9 protein-coding genes are annotated in these 17593 nt (G+C 66.2%); 4 read left to right on the forward strand and 5 right to left on the reverse strand.

Annotated features, from left to right (window positions below):
- Positions 1–305 precede the first annotated feature (305 nt).
- Entirely contained in the window at positions 306–1397 is a 1092-nt protein-coding gene (locus E0497_RS19600) for an IS630 family transposase (protein WP_137726479.1), read from the forward strand.
- Here E0497_RS19600 and E0497_RS19605 read toward each other — a convergent pair.
- Genes E0497_RS19605 through E0497_RS19620 form a run of 4 tightly spaced genes read right to left on the reverse strand, consistent with a single transcriptional unit; the run spans position 1394 to position 13565 of the window.
- Positions 1394–2143, reverse strand: coding sequence for a hypothetical protein (locus E0497_RS19605; RefSeq protein WP_137726480.1), 750 nt, complete (start codon positions 2141–2143; stop codon positions 1394–1396). The genes E0497_RS19600 and E0497_RS19605 overlap by 4 nt on opposite strands.
- Positions 2144–2159: 16 nt before the next feature.
- Complete coding sequence (locus E0497_RS19610) at positions 2160–4397, reverse strand: 3'-5' exonuclease (protein ID WP_137726481.1); 2238 nt, start codon at positions 4395–4397, stop codon at positions 2160–2162.
- A complete protein-coding gene (locus tag E0497_RS19615; RefSeq protein ID WP_137726482.1) occupies positions 4398–7148 on the reverse strand; it encodes a DUF262 domain-containing protein in 2751 nt (916 codons plus the stop codon). It lies immediately after the preceding gene.
- A gap of 33 nt (positions 7149–7181) precedes the next feature.
- On the reverse strand, positions 7182–13565 hold the full coding sequence (locus E0497_RS19620) for a DEAD/DEAH box helicase (RefSeq protein ID WP_137726483.1): 6384 nt from the start codon (positions 13563–13565) through the stop codon (positions 7182–7184).
- Between the two features lie 172 nt (positions 13566–13737).
- On the opposite strand from E0497_RS19620, the gene E0497_RS19625 reads away from it, so the two are divergent.
- Positions 13738–14817, forward strand: a complete 1080-nt coding sequence (locus E0497_RS19625; protein ID WP_137726484.1) for a type IV toxin-antitoxin system AbiEi family antitoxin — start codon at positions 13738–13740, stop codon at positions 14815–14817.
- Complete coding sequence (locus E0497_RS19630; RefSeq protein ID WP_137726485.1) at positions 14792–15637, forward strand: GSU2403 family nucleotidyltransferase fold protein; 846 nt, start codon at positions 14792–14794, stop codon at positions 15635–15637. The genes E0497_RS19625 and E0497_RS19630 overlap by 26 nt, the downstream gene beginning before the upstream one ends.
- A 104-nt stretch (positions 15638–15741) precedes the next feature.
- Here E0497_RS19630 and E0497_RS19635 read toward each other — a convergent pair whose 3' ends face one another.
- Positions 15742–16584 (reverse strand): tyrosine-type recombinase/integrase, encoded by an 843-nt coding sequence (locus E0497_RS19635; protein ID WP_137726486.1) that lies wholly within the window; start codon positions 16582–16584, stop codon positions 15742–15744.
- 53 nt (positions 16585–16637) lie between these two features.
- Between E0497_RS19635 and E0497_RS19640 the strand changes: the two genes are divergently transcribed.
- A complete protein-coding gene (locus E0497_RS19640) occupies positions 16638–17507 on the forward strand; it encodes a hypothetical protein (protein ID WP_137726487.1) in 870 nt (289 codons plus the stop codon).
- Positions 17508–17593: the final 86 nt, after the last annotated feature.

Consider the following 17593-nt stretch of genomic DNA (forward strand, 5'->3'; position numbering starts at 1 on the left):
TGCGGCTCGCCGGCCACACCAACATCGCCGGCGCGCTACGCCACCACGGCCGTGATCCACACCGACCGATCGATCTACTTCATGCCGCCTGACATGGGGTTATGCGACTTTGCCGGGCCCCTGAGGGGCGTCCCCGTCTTCCCGACGGTGTCGGAAAGACGGGGACGATCACGGTCCACAGGTCGTCGGAGATCTCATCGGCACGCAACACTCAGTGAGTGTCGCGTATCCGGCCGCGAGCATTTACCAGACACGCCCTAGTGTTCTGAGTCGTGAGTTCCATTCATATATGCGAGAATCGATGAATGGCTCGCACCGGACGATCGAAGGCCGAACTGACATTGTCCGATGACGAACGTGCCTCGTTGGAGGGTTGGGTGCGGCGGCAATCGACGCCGCAGTCCTGGGCGTTGCGGTGTCGGATCATCCTGGCGTGCGCCGGCGGCGCGTCGAACAAGGACGTCGCCGCCGATCTGGGGACGACGCCACATGCGGTGGGGCGGTGGCGATCTCGCTTCCTCGAGCACCGGATTTCCGGTCTCGGGGACATGCCCCGGTCGGGCGGTCCGCGGTCCGTAACCGACACTCAGGTCGCCGACCTGGTGACCCGGACGCTCGAAACCACCCCGAAGGACGCAACGCACTGGTCGACCCGTTCGATGGCCCAGCAGACGGGTCTGTCCCAGTCGACGGTCTCACGGATCTGGCGGGCATTCGGGTTACAGCCCCACCGCACCGAGGGATTCAAGCTGTCGACGGATCCGTTCTTCGTCGACAAGGTTCACGACGTCGTCGGCCTCTACCTCGATCCACCGGAGCGGGCACTGGTGTTCTGTGTCGACGAGAAGTCCCAGATCCAGGCGCTGGACCGGTCTCAACCCGTGCTGCCAATGATGCCCGGAGTGCCCCAGCGGGTCACCCACGACTACGTGCGTGCCGGCACCACGACGTTGTTCGCGGCCCTCGAGGTGGCCTCGGGGAAGGTGATCGGATCGCTGCACCGCCGCCACCGCGCAGAGGAGTTCAAGAAGTTCCTGGTCACCCTCGACAAGCAGACCCCGGACGACCTCGAGGTCCACCTCGTGCTGGACAACTACGCCACCCACAAGACACCGGCGATCAAGACCTGGCTTCTGGCGCACCCGCGGTTCCACATGCACTTCACCCCGACCGGGTCGTCCTGGCTGAACCTGGTCGAGAGGTGGTTCGCCGAACTGACCAACAAGCAGATCCGCCGCGGCGTGCACAAGTCGGTTCCCGCCCTGGAGAAGGACATTCGGACATGGATCGCCCAGTGGAACACCGATCCCAAGCCCTACGTGTGGACCAAGTCCGCCGACGAGATCCTCGACCGCCTCGCCTCATATCTGAATAGAATTCCTGACTCAGAATACTAGTTGAGGCGACCGCGCTCGGCCCTGAGGGCTGCCGCTCTGGTGGCGAGTCGTCTGCGATGAGCCTGCAGCTTTCCGAGTCGAGCGCGCCCAGCTCCGGTGTCGGCTGCACCGTGTCGTTGCTGCGCCTCGACACGTATGTGTAGCTCTGCGAGCTTACGGTTGATGGCCTCGAGGTCGTTGTGGTCCGGTTCGGGTAGGTGGGGCGTCTTGGCCTTCTTTGGTTTGCGTTTCTTCACAACCTTCGTCGGAGCGGGTGAAGCCGCCGATTTCACCGGCGGAGGTGACGCCTTGGGGTGGTGAGGATCGGTTTGCTGTCCGGACGGGACCTTCCTCACCGAGTTCAACGTGCGTTGTGCAGCAGCGGCGGCTTCCCTGTGACGCGCCTCGCCCGCGGAGTCCGAATCGAGCGAGGCTCCCAGAGGCCGCAGGCCGTTCGCTCCGATGTACCGGGCTGCTGCGGCGATCACCTCGTCGAGGCGCTTGCATCGACCGCACCGGGCCTTGGTTCCTTGCGGAGGCTTCTTCGCAGCGTTGCCGCACCACGCACACACGGCCCGCGGCTTCGGTTTCTTGACGCTCCCCTTGCCGGCCTTCGCTTTCGGAGGTTTCGGACCCGATTCCCGCTTGCCGTCGGAGTCCCACACGCCGGAGCCCTTCACATCACGACCACCGGTGAAAGGAGTGCGCGCCTTCGAGATCGGGTTACCGGTGTGCAGGAACACGCCGGTGCGTCGTGTCTGAGCCATGTTTCCCCCGTTCGGATTACTCGGTGGAGCTCCCCAACAACTCCGACCGCTTCCCGCTCCACGTGACGACCAGTTCGTCGCGTGCCCGGCTGGCGGCGACGTAGAGCAGGGATCGTTCACGCAGGAGAGCTTCGGTCTGTTCCTCGTCGGGCACCGACTTCAACGAGGCAGATGAGGGAACGTGGGCGTCGTCGACGCTGGCGAGGACGACGCGGGAGAATTCCATGCCTTTGGAGCGGTGCATGGTGAGGACCTGCACGTAGTCGCCGGAGATGGGCTTGTTCTCGAGTGCCCGGGCCGTGACGCCGCGTTCACCGAGTGCGCGCACGAACTGGTCACGCACTGTCTCCGAGCGGGCGAGTACCGCGATCGAGGACGGTTCGATGCCCTCACCGATCCAGGACTTCACCCGCGTCGCAACCTTGTCGAGTTCGTCTGCTGCGGAATCGCATTCCACCAACTCTGGTGCCGGACCGGTGCGCGCCGACCGGTAGCCGGCGGTCGTTTCGTCGTCCTGCTCGAGGTCCTTGTAGTCGGCTCCGCTGAGGATGCTGATCGCGAAGTGCAGGTTCTGGGCGGTGGTGCGGTAGTTCAGGGTGAGTCGCCGGGACCGTCCGACGATCTTGATGCCGAGCCGGCCCAGGACGACGGGCTGCCCGTAGATCCGCTGATGCGAGTCCTCGGAGATGAACAGGTCGTTCGGCCCCTCGGCCACCAGGTCCCGCAGCAACGCCCAGTGGGTGGCGTGCAGATCCTGGGCCTCGTCGACGATCACGTGATCGACCAGATGAGTCTCGCCGGCCTCGGCGTGCAACCGCAGCGATTCGGCGGCGAGGGCGAGAACCTCGGCGTAGCTGAGGGTTCCGTCCATGCGGCTCCGCCGACGGTAGGCCTCGACGAGCTTCCACACGGCGATTCGCTGTGGCCGGCTCAGCCGCACGCCGCGACCGGGGCGGGCCACCTTGACGTACTGCTCCAACGTCGTCACCCGGTTCGCGAGAATCACGGCGACGTACTCGTTTTCGAGGAAACCCGGTGTTGCAAGGTTGGCGTCCAGCCCGGCCGATACCTCGGCGATCACGTCACGCCACGCCGACGAGCGGGTACGCGAGTTGATCGAGTCGAGGCTGGCGTAGCCGAGTACCGACTGGGCGGCCTCTGCCAGATTGGTGGCCTGACGCAGTACCGCGTAGCCGAGGGCGTCGATGCCGCCGACGTACACGCCCGGCTCACCGGGCTTCTCGGCGATCCGCAGCTGGGGGTCGAGTAGCAGCAGGTCCGACGCGAGCGTCTGGGCGAGTGTCTTGTTGTAGGTGGTCAGAACGATCCGGGCATCCGGATTCGCGCGGGCAAGATTGCGGGCTCGGTGGATTGCGACGACGGTCTTGCCGGTGCCGGCGCCACCCGAGAGACGGAATGCACCGTTGTAGCTCTTCTCCACGTAGGTCTGCTGCTCGGGATGCAGGAACGTCCGCCAAGCCGCGAAGTCGCCGCTCTCGATGACGCGACGCAGCTCGACGTTGTCCTCGATGAACGCGAACTGCATCTTCGACGCGGGCTGCTCGAGGGCCTTGAAGATCCGCTCGGTCTCGTCGAGGGACGGGTCGACGGGGGTGTCGGTGAAGCTGTACTTCTCCCGGATGTCGTCGATGGATGCGCCGGTCGCGAGGTCGAGGAGGGCGCTGCCCTGCCAGGTGACGGCACGTGCGGCGATCTCGACGAGAGCGTCCTCGTCGAGGGCGGTGAGGGTCTCGGCCGCGATGGCACCATCGATGCCGATCCGCTCGGTGAGATCGTCGAGCGTGAACCCGAGTCCGGCGAGATAGCCGGGTACGGCCTTGAGTGCCCGGTCGAGGTCACCGCTGTGGTCGGGGACGACGACGCGCTTCTTACGGTCGTCGGTGCCGTCGAGTTCCCCGATGATGCCTTCGAGGACACCGTTGATCGGGTTGACCCGAAGCTGTGACCGCTCGGCGAGCTTGTTCGCCTCGTCGTGCGGCCAGGTGCCCATGTAGATGAAGGTGGGGTCGTCGCCGAGCTTGTCGTCGACCTTGAACAGGATCGCCCGGTAGTGCAGATTGACTCGGCCGGTGCGGACCTTCTTGTCGACGGCACCCTTGATCGGTTCGATGTGGAGGCCGGGCAGGGCGTGGTCCTCGGACAGCTTCCCGAGGAACTCCCACACCTTGTCCTTGATCGAGCCGTCGAGTTTGGGCATCGACTTGTTGTTCGATGCCAGGACGATATTCGCCATCTACGCCACCCCGTTCTTCTTCAGCGCTTCCACGATCTGCCCCGCGTCCGGTGGGCACATCGTCCACCCCAACTCGGACATCGTGTGGCTCAGCTCCGACCGGTCTCCGGTGATCACTCCGACGCGGATGTCGGGCCAGGCGAGGTCCAGGACATCACCGTCGTCGGTCTCGTAGCCGAGTGCCGGTACCGGCAGGTCGATGCTGGATTCGGCAAGGGAGACAACAAGTTCCTTCTCCGCGTCGGAGACGGTGGCATCGACCAGGCCCTGCCACCGTGGGGCGAGCGCGGCGGTGCTCGGCTCGTCGGCCGGGGTGGTGGCGCGGTGACGGTCGGTGAACTCCAGCCCGTTCGACGCCAGCACCGTCAGCCATCGCACGACGGTTCCCGAGGCGATCAGGCGGTGGAACTGGGGCATCATGCCCTCGACCTGAAACATCATGCTCAGTCCCGCGAGAATGTCGTCGGCCGTTGCTTTCTCGATGAAGCCGGCGGTCTCCAGGTCGGGCAGATTCTTTCCTGGAAGAGCGGTCTGGGGGTTTGCGACGGTGAACCCGATGAACGCCTGGGTGAACTCGTCGCGGAGGTCACGAGTGTCCTCCACGGTGGTGGCGGCCGACGAGAGTTCTTCCATGCGGGGAAGGAACTTCGTCAGCTCTGCAAACGGGCCGGGTTCGTCCACGGTCTCTTCGAACTCGGCAGTCTCGGTGTTGCGGAGCGTGAATACCAGATCGTCGGTGTCGATGTCGAGATGGTTGAACAGCTTCCGCAGGCCCGCCAGTTTCGCGCGGGTCGAGTTCGCGGTCATCAGAGTAAGTCCCGGAACCACCTGGGATTCCCAGGAGGGTATCTCGTATGAATCATCCACTACCGTAAGATCGTTCGACTCGGCGGCGTAGGCGAAGACTTCCTCGCGGCGTTCGTCGACGAGAAGGCGGACCACCTCGACGTAGGCGACCTTCCAGCTTGCGACTGTCTTGCGGGTGCCACCGCATTCGAACGAGACGATGGTGCGGTTCGTGAACGACTCGTCGTCACCCATCGGCACGGACGGCAGCGGTGGAACGTACGGTTCGAAGTCGGTGGAGGGAAGCGGCCAGTACTTCAGCGCGACGGCGGTCAGCGCCTGGGTTCGTTCCTCGAGCTGCGTCACCGTCCACACGTCGGAACTCTTCAGCAGGGCGTTGAGTCGATAGGGCGAGGCGTCGAAGCCGTTGTCGCGCTTCTTCTTGTCAGCGAAGGTCGAGTTGGAGTAGCTGGAGTTGTAGCCGGTCACGGTCAGGTTGCCGATGCGGTTACACCAGGTCGCGTGGATCTCTTCGGCGTCGGGGCCGAGGTCCTGTCGCCACGCCGAGGTCAGCGTCTGCGGCATGATGTGCTCGATACTGATCGACTGGCTCTCGAGTGCCTGAGCGATGTCGTGGGTGTCGTTGGACCAGTTGTTCTCGAGGCACTCGAACAGGTAGCTGCTGCGGTTCTCGCCCTTGATGTTGTACAGGTTGCGGGTGGCGAAGGACTCCTTGAATTCGCTGTCGGTGGGGAACCGGCTCGACGTGGTGCGTCGGCGCAGCGAATACGCCAGCACATCGGAGAATCGGTCGCCCACGCCGCGGAGACGATGAACCTCGGAATACAGGGTCGCGAAGATCTTGTTGAGGGCGTTGGTGGGAACGCCACAGATGAATCGCCGGAACAGGTAGGTGTCGAGAATCCCGACGACCTCGGTGAAGTCTTCTGCCGACACCGTTCCGGCCTTCACCTCGCCGAGCAGGGGCATGGTCAACGGCAGCGTCACGTCGTGCTTGACCATGTTGAAGCGCCGCAGCCGTTTGTCCGCGGCGGCGATGCCGGTGCCGGCGGCGTTGAGTTGGCGGCTGTACTCGGCGTAGTCGCGCATCTCCGCGAGAATGTCGCGGGTGCTCGACTTGGCGTTCTTCTGGTACTCGCGGAACGCCTCGTACACGGCGTCCTGCCGGGGCGTCTTGCCGGTCTTCGAGACCAGATAGAACCGGATGAACCAGTCGGTGCGGTAGTCGACGGCCTGCTCGATGCGGTTCCAGTAGTTCTCGTACAGGTCCTCTTGCTCGTGGCTCGGCTGGTGCATCAACACCACGTTGCGGATCTTGTCGGCTTCGCTGAGTTCGAGGCCGGTGGAGTTGATGCTTTCGAAGATCCGCTGGGGGTCGTCCTGCTTCTCCAGGTCCAATGCCATCACCTGGAGGCGGAAGATGGCCTTCCAGATCTGGTCACCGTCGAGTTCGCCCCCGGCGATCCGGTCGCGGAAGTACCGGTAGTTGGCGGTGACGGTGGACGATTCGATCGGGGTGTCTCCGCGCAGCAGGCGGCTGTAGGCGTCGTTGTCGTTCTTGACCGGTTTGAGCTTGAACTTGATCGCGTTGTGCTGGGACGTGAGGACGAGGTATCCCGCACGGATCGTCACAGCCAAGTTGGAGTCTTTGGACGTGACCGTGCCGTCTTCGAGCGAGTGGACCAGTGCCAGCATCAGCAGGCTGGTGGTGGTCAACCGCTGCTGGCCGTCGATCACGACATACGTGAAGGAGGTCTCGGAGTGGCCCACGATCGCGCCGAAGAAGTGCGTCTCGCGGTCCTGGTGGACGATGTCGACCAGATCGTCGAACAGTCGGGCGCAGTGCTTGAGCTTCCAGTCGTAGTTGCGCTGGTACACGGGAATCAGCAAGTGCTTGCTGTTGCCGTCGAACAGCTCCGTGATTCGCCTGATACCGCCCTGCACTGACTACCCCTTCCCCTGAACCTGGATCGCCACCTACACCACCCCGTTCTTCTTCAACGCTTCCACGATCTGCCCCGCGTCGGGTGGGCACATCGTCCACCCCAACTCGGACATCGTATTGGTCAGCTCTGATTCGTCTTCGGTCACCACTCCGACGCGGAGGTCGGCCCAGGCGAGGTCGAGGACGTCGCCGTCGTCGGTTTCGTAGCCGAGTGTCGGTGTCGGCAGGTCGATGCCGGCGTCGGCGAGGGCCAGCACGAGCGCCTTCTCGGCGTCGGAGACGGCACTGTCGTACACGTCCTGCCATGCGGCGGACAGTTCGACGGGATTCGGGATCGGCGCGGCGGCAGGCACTCTGGCGTCGGCGTCGAGCAGGCTCATGGTGGTGACGCGGTGACGGTCGCTGAGTCCCAGCCAGTTCGACAGCCTCAGCCATTCCTTCCAGGCGCGTCCGTCGTGGATCTCGAGGCGGTCGTCCCGGTCGTCGAGGGCGAGGACGGTGGTGATGGTGCGGCTCCCGGGTTGCATGGCGGCGGTGACGGCGAGGAGTCCGTCGACATAGGACCAGCACATGTCGCCGCCGTCCCCGAAGATCGCGGGGTGGGTGTCGAGCAGGGCGCGGGCTGCGTCGCCGAGGGTGCTTCCTGCGCCCTGGCGTCGGTTGTCGCTGCGCACGAACACCATCGGCAGCCAGCGTCCCACCGCTTCCCACGCGTCGACGTCGGGGTCGGTGAGGAAGGCGAGCAGCGCGGTGATCGGGTCGGCGGTCAACAGTTTGACGAGGGCGGGGCGTAGGTTCCCGGCTGCCATCGCCGCCGACGCCGACTTGTCGGTGTGCCACGACGGCACCGCGGTGTCACCGGCCTTGAACCGCTGCAGATCCTCGTGCCCGAACGACCACACCAGGTGCCCGCTGCCGCGCAGGATCGCCCGCTTGGCGGCGTCGTCGGCGACCCGGTTGCGGTCACCGGGCCCCGCGTGGAAGGCGCGGCCGTCCGCGAAGATCGCGATGCGGGGGATGTCCGGGTCGCTGGTGGCGAGTTCGAAGTCGGGTTTGGAGTTGGCCATGTGCACCTGCGGGGTGAGTTTCCAGGTGCGGATCTTCTTGCCGGGCAGTGTGATCGTCGCGGACGGCCCGTAGGTGCCGGGCGTTTCCTTCACGGTGGCACCCATGGTGCGCAGCCGTTCGACGAACGCGACGTAGAACTCCTTCTCCAGCGGTGACTCCTCGCTGCCGGTGCGCTTGCGTCGCTTCCCCTCGGTGACTTTGCCCAGCCACGCCTCGAGGGCCGGCTCGTCGCCGTCCACACCGAGCAGCTGGTCGAGCACCCGCAGCGCGGTCTTGCGGGACACCTTGTCCAGTTCGTGTGGCGGCGCGAACGGCAGCAGGCATTTGTGGCAGGCGAGCCGGTCGTGGTCGGCGCAGTCGCAGTCCTTCACGACGGTGCGGGCGGCGTCGAGTACCGCCCACACCTTGGCCGGGTCGGCGAATTCGGCGAGATAGCCGGTGCCGCCGGGCACGGTGTCGTGGATGAGCAGTGCCCGCTGGTTGGGGGCGTGCAGCGCGTCGGTGATGGTGGCGACGTCGAGGTGTTCGGGGGAGCCGCCGATCACCTGCCGCAGCCCGAGCAGGATCGCGGCGGACAGGCTGGGGTGCGCGAACATGTCGTACTCGAGCGCGCGCGGCAGGTGCAGCAGCACGCCTTGGGTGCGGAGGGTGCGGGCGAGGGCGATCTCGCGGACGTGTTCCGTCGCGGAATTGCGGTGCCGGCACCAGCTGCGGTGCTCGTAGCGGCTGTTGCGGCCGGCGTTCTTGTCGAGCTGCCCGCACGACGCGCACACCCGGAACAGTCCGGTGGTGGTGTCCTGGCCGGCGATGGTGCGGGTACGGCCCTGGGAGGTACGTCGACCCATGTTGAGCCAGCGGACGTCCATGCGGCGCAGGTATTCCGCGCCGAACTCGAGGTCGTCGACGGACCAGGACCGGTCGACGTTGACGGGGTCGATGTCGGCGGCGGTGACGACGGTGAACGATTCCTTGTGTCGTTCGTCGCGGGAGTCGTTGATGGAGGCCTCGTCGCGGCGTACTTCCGCGGACACGCGTGCCATCTCGACGACCTGGAGTTGCTGACTGACGTCGGCGATGCCGCCGGACTCGCAGCGCGGGCACACGGTGACGGTCGGGGCTTCCTCGCCGGCGAGGGTGATGCTGGCCCACCCGCACTGCGGGCACAGCCGCCACGTGTGGATGTTGGATTCGCCGGCGCCGAGGTCGACGGCGTCGATCTTCGCGGCCAGGCCCTGCGCGTAGAAGGTGGCGCCGGGGGCGAGTTCGGTGAGGGCGACGCGGGAGCCGCGCTGGTAGCTGGTGGCCTCACCCATGTACTGGTTGGTGTCGGGGTCGATCCAGGTGACACCGACGTCGAGGGTGACGGAGTCGTCGAGCAGCGTGTAGTTGGGCAGCACGCCGTAGCGTTCGAGGACGGAAATCCAGTAGTCGTCGGTGAGGTCGTGGATCTGCCCGCCGAGCAGCCGCAGCGAGCCCTTGGCGGTGCGCAGGTCGCGCAGGTCGTCGTCGGTGGCGGCCGGCGACGACGCGCGCCGCTCGAACTCCGGCATCTCCGCCTCGACGGCGGCCTTACGGGCGGTGAGTTCGGTGAGGTCCCGGTTCCAGCGGTGCACGGCTTCCTGCAGGTCGGCGACGAGACCACTCGGGCCGACGTCCGGATATCCGACAGCCCAGGTGCACAACGATTCCCGCGTCGGCTCGTCGAGGACGTCGTCGAACTGGGCGAGGAATCCGTCGACGAGCCGGTCGGCATCGGTGGCGACGGCCGTGAGCAGACCGGCCATCCAGCTGCCCGTGTCGAAGCTGCCGAGGACGGCGCGGGCGCCGCGGGGCGCGACGGTGCCGGGGTCGCGGGCGAGCCGGTCGATCACGTGCGCCACGTACTGGCGCTGCAGGATCTCCTCGGCGGTGAGGAAGGTGGCGGGCGGGCGGACGTCGCCCTGGATCACCGACGTCGGGTCGTACAGCTTGGGCAGGTGTTCGCCGCGGCCGCGGACGAACGCGAGCACCAGCGAGTTGCCGGTCAATCGTCCCGCACGGCCGACCCGCTGCAGGTACGAGGAGACGGTGCGCGGGAGCGACCCGAGCATGACGGTGGACAGGTCGCCGATGTCGATGCCCATCTCGAGGGTGGGGGTGGCGACGAGGACGTTGGGGGCCTGCGGGTCGGCGCCGCCGCGTTTGAACGCGGTCTCGTAGCCGAGTCGGGTCGCCGTCGGCAGCAGCGAGGTGTGTTCGCGGGCGACGACACGCTTCATTTCGGCGGTGTCGTAGAGGCGCCGGTAGAAGTTCTGCGTCTTGGGGGCGCGGGTGAGGGTGCCGGGGCAGCGGACCAGGAGGCAGGGGGCGCCGTCGAGTTGGTCGACGACGGTGACACTGCCGGGGGTGGGGGTCTGGCAGATGCTGCACACCAGCAGGTGCCGGCCGTCGGAGAGGTCGTCGTCGGTGGGGGCGGAGACGACGACGGACGCCGCGGGGAGTCCGTAGGCGGTGAGCCCGGACTCGGTGAGGTCGGCGGTGAGCACCCGCTGTTCGGCAAGCACGGAGAACAGGGAGCGGGCCAGGAAGCTGCCGTCGAACGGGGAGACGTTCAGGCACTGCGACGCCCACCGGGCATACCAGGAGGAGGATGCGGTGATCGCATCGAATCCCTCGGGGACGGAGCGGGATCCGACGGCGGGGAACGCGGGTGCGGGCCGGCCCTTCGGGAAGGCGGGCATGCCCTCACCCTTGGGGCGGGCCCCCCACACCCAGCGCCGGTTCGCGTCCTTGTCGATGTACTTGCGCAGCCACGGGTGGCCGACGGCGCCGCGGGTGCGGACGCGTTCGACGGTGCCGCGCACCCACCGGGTGACGGCGGCGGGATCGGGCGGGGTGAGGGACAGCTGGTGTTCGGCGCTGTTGAGGGCGGCGCGGCCGAGCCGGACGGGACGCTCCGGTCCACCGAGGTCAACCTCGGCGACGGCGCTGCCGGTGAGTTCGAGGGTGCGGCCGAGGCGGGACTGCAACCCGAACTCGAGGTCGATGTCGAATTCGAGGCGGCGCAGCACCTTCGCGGTGGCCTTCTTGCGGGCCGCGGCGCTTGCATCGTGCTGCCAGAACGGGGTGAAGTCGTCGTGGTCGACGATGTCGGGGGCGAGCAGGTGGTAGCGGCGGGACGGGTCGTCGCCGGCGCGGGCGATGACGGCGTCGCGCAGCTCCGGCAGGGTGAGCGTCGACTCGCCGATGGCGCTGCGCAGTGTGGAGCGCAGGCTGAGGGTGTGGGAGCGGGCCTGGACGAAGCCGGCGCGGTGCGCGGCGTCCTGCACGCTGTCGGTGAACATCAGCGCCTTCTTCTCGTCGGAGTCGAGGCGGGCGTCACCGAAGAGGTTGGACAGGGTCACCGAGAGTTGGGTGGCGACGGCGCTGCCGAGGAAACGGATGCCGTCGGCGGCACCGCAGGCGGGGCACATGTCGTTCTTGGAGTTCTCCTCCACCTCGGTGCCGGTGAGGACGAGGATGGGCAGGATCTTGCCCTCGAGCTCGTCGGTGCTGTCGGGATCGGGTGGGGTGTCGACGATTTCGCGGTCGTCGATGCGGAACCAGCGCAGCCCCTCCACCTCGTCGCCGCCGGTGGCGGCGAGTGCCGCTTCGGCGGGTGCGGAGATCATGGCGCGGAAGCGGTTGGCGCCGGCGGCGTGGTCGGCGCGGATGGAGTCGTCGGTGACGTCGAGGGCGTGGCCGGTGGGGGCGAGACGGGCACCCCATCCGGAGCGGCCGCAATGCCGGCAGTACAGGGCGGGCAGATGCATGACGTCGCCGTCTTCGTCGACGCCGTCGTCGGACCACCGGTAGGTGGTGCCTCCGGCGACGGCCCGGTCGATGCGGGAGAGTTCCCGAATCCACAGGTGTACATCGACATTGAGTGCGGCCCGGCCGATCTCGGCGCGCAGGTGGGAGAGCGCGGCGAACAGGTAGTCGAGGAAGCGCTGCTGCGCGGCGGGGACGCGGCGGGTGCCGCGGCCGGAGGTGGGGGAGTCGAACAGTCGGTCGGCGAGATCGGCGAGGGAGGTCGCGTCGACGGCGTGGTCGAGGAGGCGACGCAGCAGTGGGTGTCGTTTGAGGAGGTGGAGTTGTTCGACGGGGGTGAGGTGTCGCAGGTCGGAGGGGGTGAGGCGTCGGTCGGTGTCGAAGTCGTCTGCGGTGCCGAACAGGTCGGCGCGTTCGAATATTTCTTCCCGCTCGAACAGTTCGGTGAGCACGGCCGTGGTGAGTGCGGCGTTGCCGGGGGAGCCGGACATGAGTTCGTCGAGGCGGGCAGTGGCATCGACGATGGACGGTGCGGCGGGCCGGTAGAGGTGGTCGAGGGCGGTGTCCCGGTCGGCGAGCCAGGCGGCGGGGGTGAGGCGGGTTTCGCCGATGACGGCGTCGGTGTCGAATTGTTCGCCGAAGACGGTGTGCGCGAAGCCGAGCATCGCGGTGGGTTCGGCTTTGGAGCCGAGGGTGGCGGAGGTGGCGACGGGGGTGATGCGGCCGAGGGGGCGGGCACGGTCGTCGGTGGCGTCCGTGGTGTCGGTCCAGTGGGCTTTGACGGTGAGGCCGAGGCGGCGGAGCAGCATGGCGACGTCGGTGCCTTGGGCGCCGTCGTAGGTGTGGAATTCGTCGAGGACGACGTACTGCAGCGAGTCGGCGGAGAGGCGCCAGATGTCGGAGCGGTCGGGGTGCAGCAGCAGGTGGTCGAGCATTTTGTAGTTGGTGAGCAGGATGTCCGGTGGGGCGGCGTGCATCAACGAGCGGTCGGTGATGAGGCCGTCCTCGGTGACTTTGGTGCGCCCGCCGGTGGACTGTTCACCGGTGTAGAGGCCGGCGGTGACGCCGGAGAGTTCGGGGTGCTCGGTGATGAGCCGGGCGAGGCGTTCTGCCTGATCGTTGGCGAGCGCGTTCATCGGGTAGAGGATGAGTGCCTTCATCCCGGTGACGCCGGCGGCCTTGGCACGCAGGACGTGGTCGAGGATCGGGTAGAGGAACGCCTCGGTCTTACCGGAGCCGGTGCCGGTGGTGACGAGCGTCGGCTGCGGGCGGTCGTGGAACTTCGACGACAGACGCTCGAAGGCGGCGGCCTGGTGGCCGTAGGGGGCGAATCCCGTTGGCCGCCAGTCCAGGTGCATGCCCCAGTTGCCACCGGCCGGCGCGAACGGCAGGCGCAGGCGCACGTAGGGGCCCTTGAACATGCCGGTGTCGGGGTGGCCGACGAAGTCCGACAGGGCGCCCTGCGCATCGGGATCGGTGAGGGCGAACGTGGTCGCGAGGTAGTCGGTCAGGCCCTCGCGTAGGTGGTTGGCCTGAAGGGTCGGTAGTAGTGCCCCCACGATGTGTATCCGCCTTCCGATCCTGCACTCGGTGTTCCGTCGAATCTTGCCCGACGACGAGAAGAGGGCGATTGGCGGCCGGACGACACACCCTCCTGTGATGTTCAGATAATTAGACGATTCCACTGCCAGTGGAGTTATCCTGTTTCCTGAACGTGGAGAGGGTGAAGGGATGGGTACGAGCACTGAACCTCGGAACGGGGCCGAGATCCTGCGTGCCGGTGTGTCGGTGCTGACCGACCACTTGCCATCTCGGTGGGAGGTCGGCCCAGTCTCTGCGGCTTCGGATGCTGGTCTCGATGCGGTGGTGCGCGTGGCTGCGCCGGACGGGCGTGCGGTGGACTTTGTTCTGGAGATCAAACGTAGCGTCGAGAGCCGCGACGTTCCGACGGTGCGGGAGCAGCTAGGCAGTGTCATCGGCGGGCGATCCGGCGCCCACGGTGTGGTGGTCGCGAAGTACCTGTCGCCGCCGGTGCGTGAACGTCTCCAGGATGCCGGCATTTCGTACGTCGATGCCACGGGGAACGTTCGGGTGGACGTCGATGTGCCGGGCCTGTTCATGTTGGGTAGCGGCGCAGATCGAGATCCTTGGCGTGGACCCGGGCGTCCGCGGGGAACCTTGAAGGGGGCCCCGGCTGCAAAGGTGGTCCGGGCGCTGATCGACGTCGACCGTGAGTGGACGATCAGGGACCTGATCCGAGAATCGGGTTCGTCTACCGGGTCGACCTACCGGGTGGCGGAGTTCCTGGCGGATGAGGAGCTGATCGTCCGAACCGATACCGGGGGGCTTGTCGTCCCGCGCTGGAGTGAGTTGCTGAGACGGTGGAGTGCGGACTACGGGTTCGTGCGCAGCAGCGTCGTCACTCGCTGGATTGCGCCTCGAGGATTGCCAACGCTGCTGGAGAGAGCTGCCGGTTCCGCGGCGCAGTATGCCGTGACCGGTACGATCGCGGCTGCGTCCTGGGCCGAGTATGCTCCGCCGCGCAACGCAATGGTCTACGTCGAGGACAGTGCCAGATGCGCTCAGGAGTGGGGGCTCCGCGCCACGGAGTCGGGTGTGAATGTGCTTCTGGCGGAACCGAGTACAGATGTCGTCTTCGCCCGGTCGCTGGCTAACGATGCGGGCGTGACTTGCGCGGCACCTGCTCAGGTGGCGGTCGATCTCCTCACTGGACCCGGTCGCAGCCCGTCTGAGGCCGAAGAACTCATCGAATGGATGGTGCGAAATGAGCCGCAGTGGCGCCGACGGTAGCGGAGATTTGCTGGTTCGGACGAGGGCGGCGCTGCTGGATGCGGTCGAAGCCTTGGGCGAGCATCGGGACTCGGTAGTGGTGATCGGGGCGCAGGCGATCTACCTTCGTACAGGCGGCGTACCTGTGGCCCTTGCCGAGTCGACCAAGGACGCAGACCTCGCGCTCGATCCTCGGGACTTGTCGGAAGACCCGAGGGTCGAGGAGGCCATGGAGGCGGCGGGCTTCTTCCTCGATCGTGTCAGTGGACAACCGGGTGCGTGGCGCAACGCCGACGGAATCCCGGTCGATCTGATGGTGCCCGAAGCGCTGGCGGGGACAGGATCGAAAAGTGCTCGAGGGGCAAGGATTCCTCCCCACGACAGGCGGGCTACCCGGCGGGCTCGCGGGCTGGAAGCAGCTGTTGTCGACAATGCCCCGACGTGGGTCGACGCTCTCGATCCGGCTGATGAGCGACGGTTGAATGTGCGCGTCGCCAGCCCTGCGGCACTCCTGGTCGCCAAGCTGCACAAGCTCGGGGAACGGGTCGATACTCCGAGTCGACTGAACGACAAGGATGCACACGACATCTACCGGATTCTCCGGGCAGTCGAGACCGAAGAGCTACGAGGTTCGTTCACGCGCCTGCTGGCGGATGGGGTGAGCGGTCCGGTAACGATGGAAGCCGTCACGCACCTGCGCGAGTTGTTCGCATCCGGACCGGGCGCGCTGGGGTCGGAGATGGCGGGGCGCGCAGAGGAGGGCGTCGGCAATCCCGACGAGGTCGCGGTGGCAGTGTCGTTTCTGGCCGGTGACCTGGCAGAGGTTCTGCCATCCATGTGAGGTCCGAAGCGCAGCAACCTCAGTGCGTAGAGCACGAGTGCTTCCGCGCCGGCAGTTGGTGACCGTGGGCGGGTGAGTCCTATCGGTCACCAACTGCAGCGCCGCTATCCGTGATTCCAGTTCTTCGCCCGAGTGACCAGTGCATCTCGTATCTTCGCCTCATCGACAGCCAAGTAACGTTGTGTCGTGGCGAGCGATGCATGGCCGAGGATCGTCTGGACCAGTCGAACATCATGCGTTTGGTCGTGAATCTCTGTGGCGCACAAGTGTCGAAGCTGATGCATCGTTGTGCCGTCAGCTAATGCGCGGGAGACCAAGGTGCCGACCCAATGCGCGGACAGGTGTCCACCGGCGGGACTGGGAAAGAGGTAGCCGGAGGGTGTTGCGTGGAGCGCGTCGGCAAGGTCGTTGGGGAGGGGAAGAACTCGCTTGCGCTGTCCTTTGCCGTGCACGATGAGGGACCAGCCGATACCGTCCTTGACGAGGTCATTCTCCGGATGTACTTGGGCGACTTCTCCACGCCTCATGCCCAGTTCGTTCGCGAGACGGAGCATCAGGACTACCCGTGGATCGGCGGCGCCGATGGCTCTGGATACGACTTCCGATTCGGCTGGACGAGGGCGGGGATGTTCGGGCTTGACCATGGGAAGGATCTCGGCGATGTTCTTCGTCGTCCGACTCGTGTCGATTCCCCAGGCCCAGAACCGGCGAAGTGAGGACCGGACAGCACGTGCAGTCTCGCGACGCCAGTCGTGCTGGCCTACCCAGTCGAGCAACTCGGAGGCCTCAACAGACCAGGGGGAGTCCGCCAGCGCGGCACGCGCGAGACGGCGTACGTGGTAGGCGCGTAGATCTATGGTCTGGGGAGTCAGTCGCATGGCGCGCATGGCGATTCGCCACGAGTCGATTTCGCTGGACCATTCGTCGGGGATCACATCAACAGTCATGGGGATACTGTCTGGCGAAGATCCCGGTACTGCAGTACAAACCGTGGGATTCGGTGATCCTGCAGGGGCCTCACCTCTACGTCGGGACACCCATGTACAAGCGGCCGAACTCGACCATGCTTCACCATCTCGATTGGACGGCTACCGACCTCGAAGCAATTGCGCCGGACGAGATTCCCGTGACGTCCTACAAGCCCCGCGGTGACCGAGCAAGATACGACGCTGCCTATACACGCTGGAGGACCGAGTCAGGAGAGTCGGATTCGTCCGCATCTTCCCGCGAGCACTACCGCCTCGCTTGGCGTCGGATGGCAGCGAATACCGGCGAACGCACGTTGATCTCGGCCATCATCCCGGATCGTGCGGCGCATGTCGATGGCATCTACAGTGCAGGGATGCTGGAGTCGATCGAGCGATTGCCGGTGGTCGCGGCACTTGCGGGCTCACTAATTCTTGACTTCCTGACTCGTGTCGCCCCAAAAGGAGATATCCGGGCCCCACAGTTTGAGCGCCTTCCGTGGCTTCAATCGAATGAACTCATGCCCGAGCTCGCGCTTCGCGCCCTGCGCCTCAACTGCCTGACCGATGTGTACGCAGAGCTTTGGGCATCGTGCTTCTCCGAAGGCTTCCAGGATGACGAGTGGGCATTGCCGGCGGCGAACGCCCACCGCATAGGTGAGGTCGGTCCAGTCTGGACCCCTGAAATCCCCCTACGGATCGCGGAGCACCGGCGGCGTGCGTTTATCGAGGTTGACACTCTCGTGGCTCTGAGCCTCGACGTTACCGCGGATGAGCTGTGCACGATCTACCGCACGCAGTTCCCGGTGCTGTACGGGTACGACACACGGAGTACCTACTTCGATGCGAACGGACGCGTGGTGCCGACGGGACTGCCCCCGGTTTGGTTGACACCCAATCTGTGAGGATCCGTCCTCACGATGGAAGGATGTCCCCATGCCGAAGCCGTTCCCCGAGGAGTTCCGACGCGACGTCATCGCCGTCGCACGCA

The sequence above is a fragment of the Prescottella subtropica genome, assembly GCF_005434945.1.
Lineage (GTDB): Bacteria > Actinomycetota > Actinomycetes > Mycobacteriales > Mycobacteriaceae > Prescottella > Prescottella subtropica.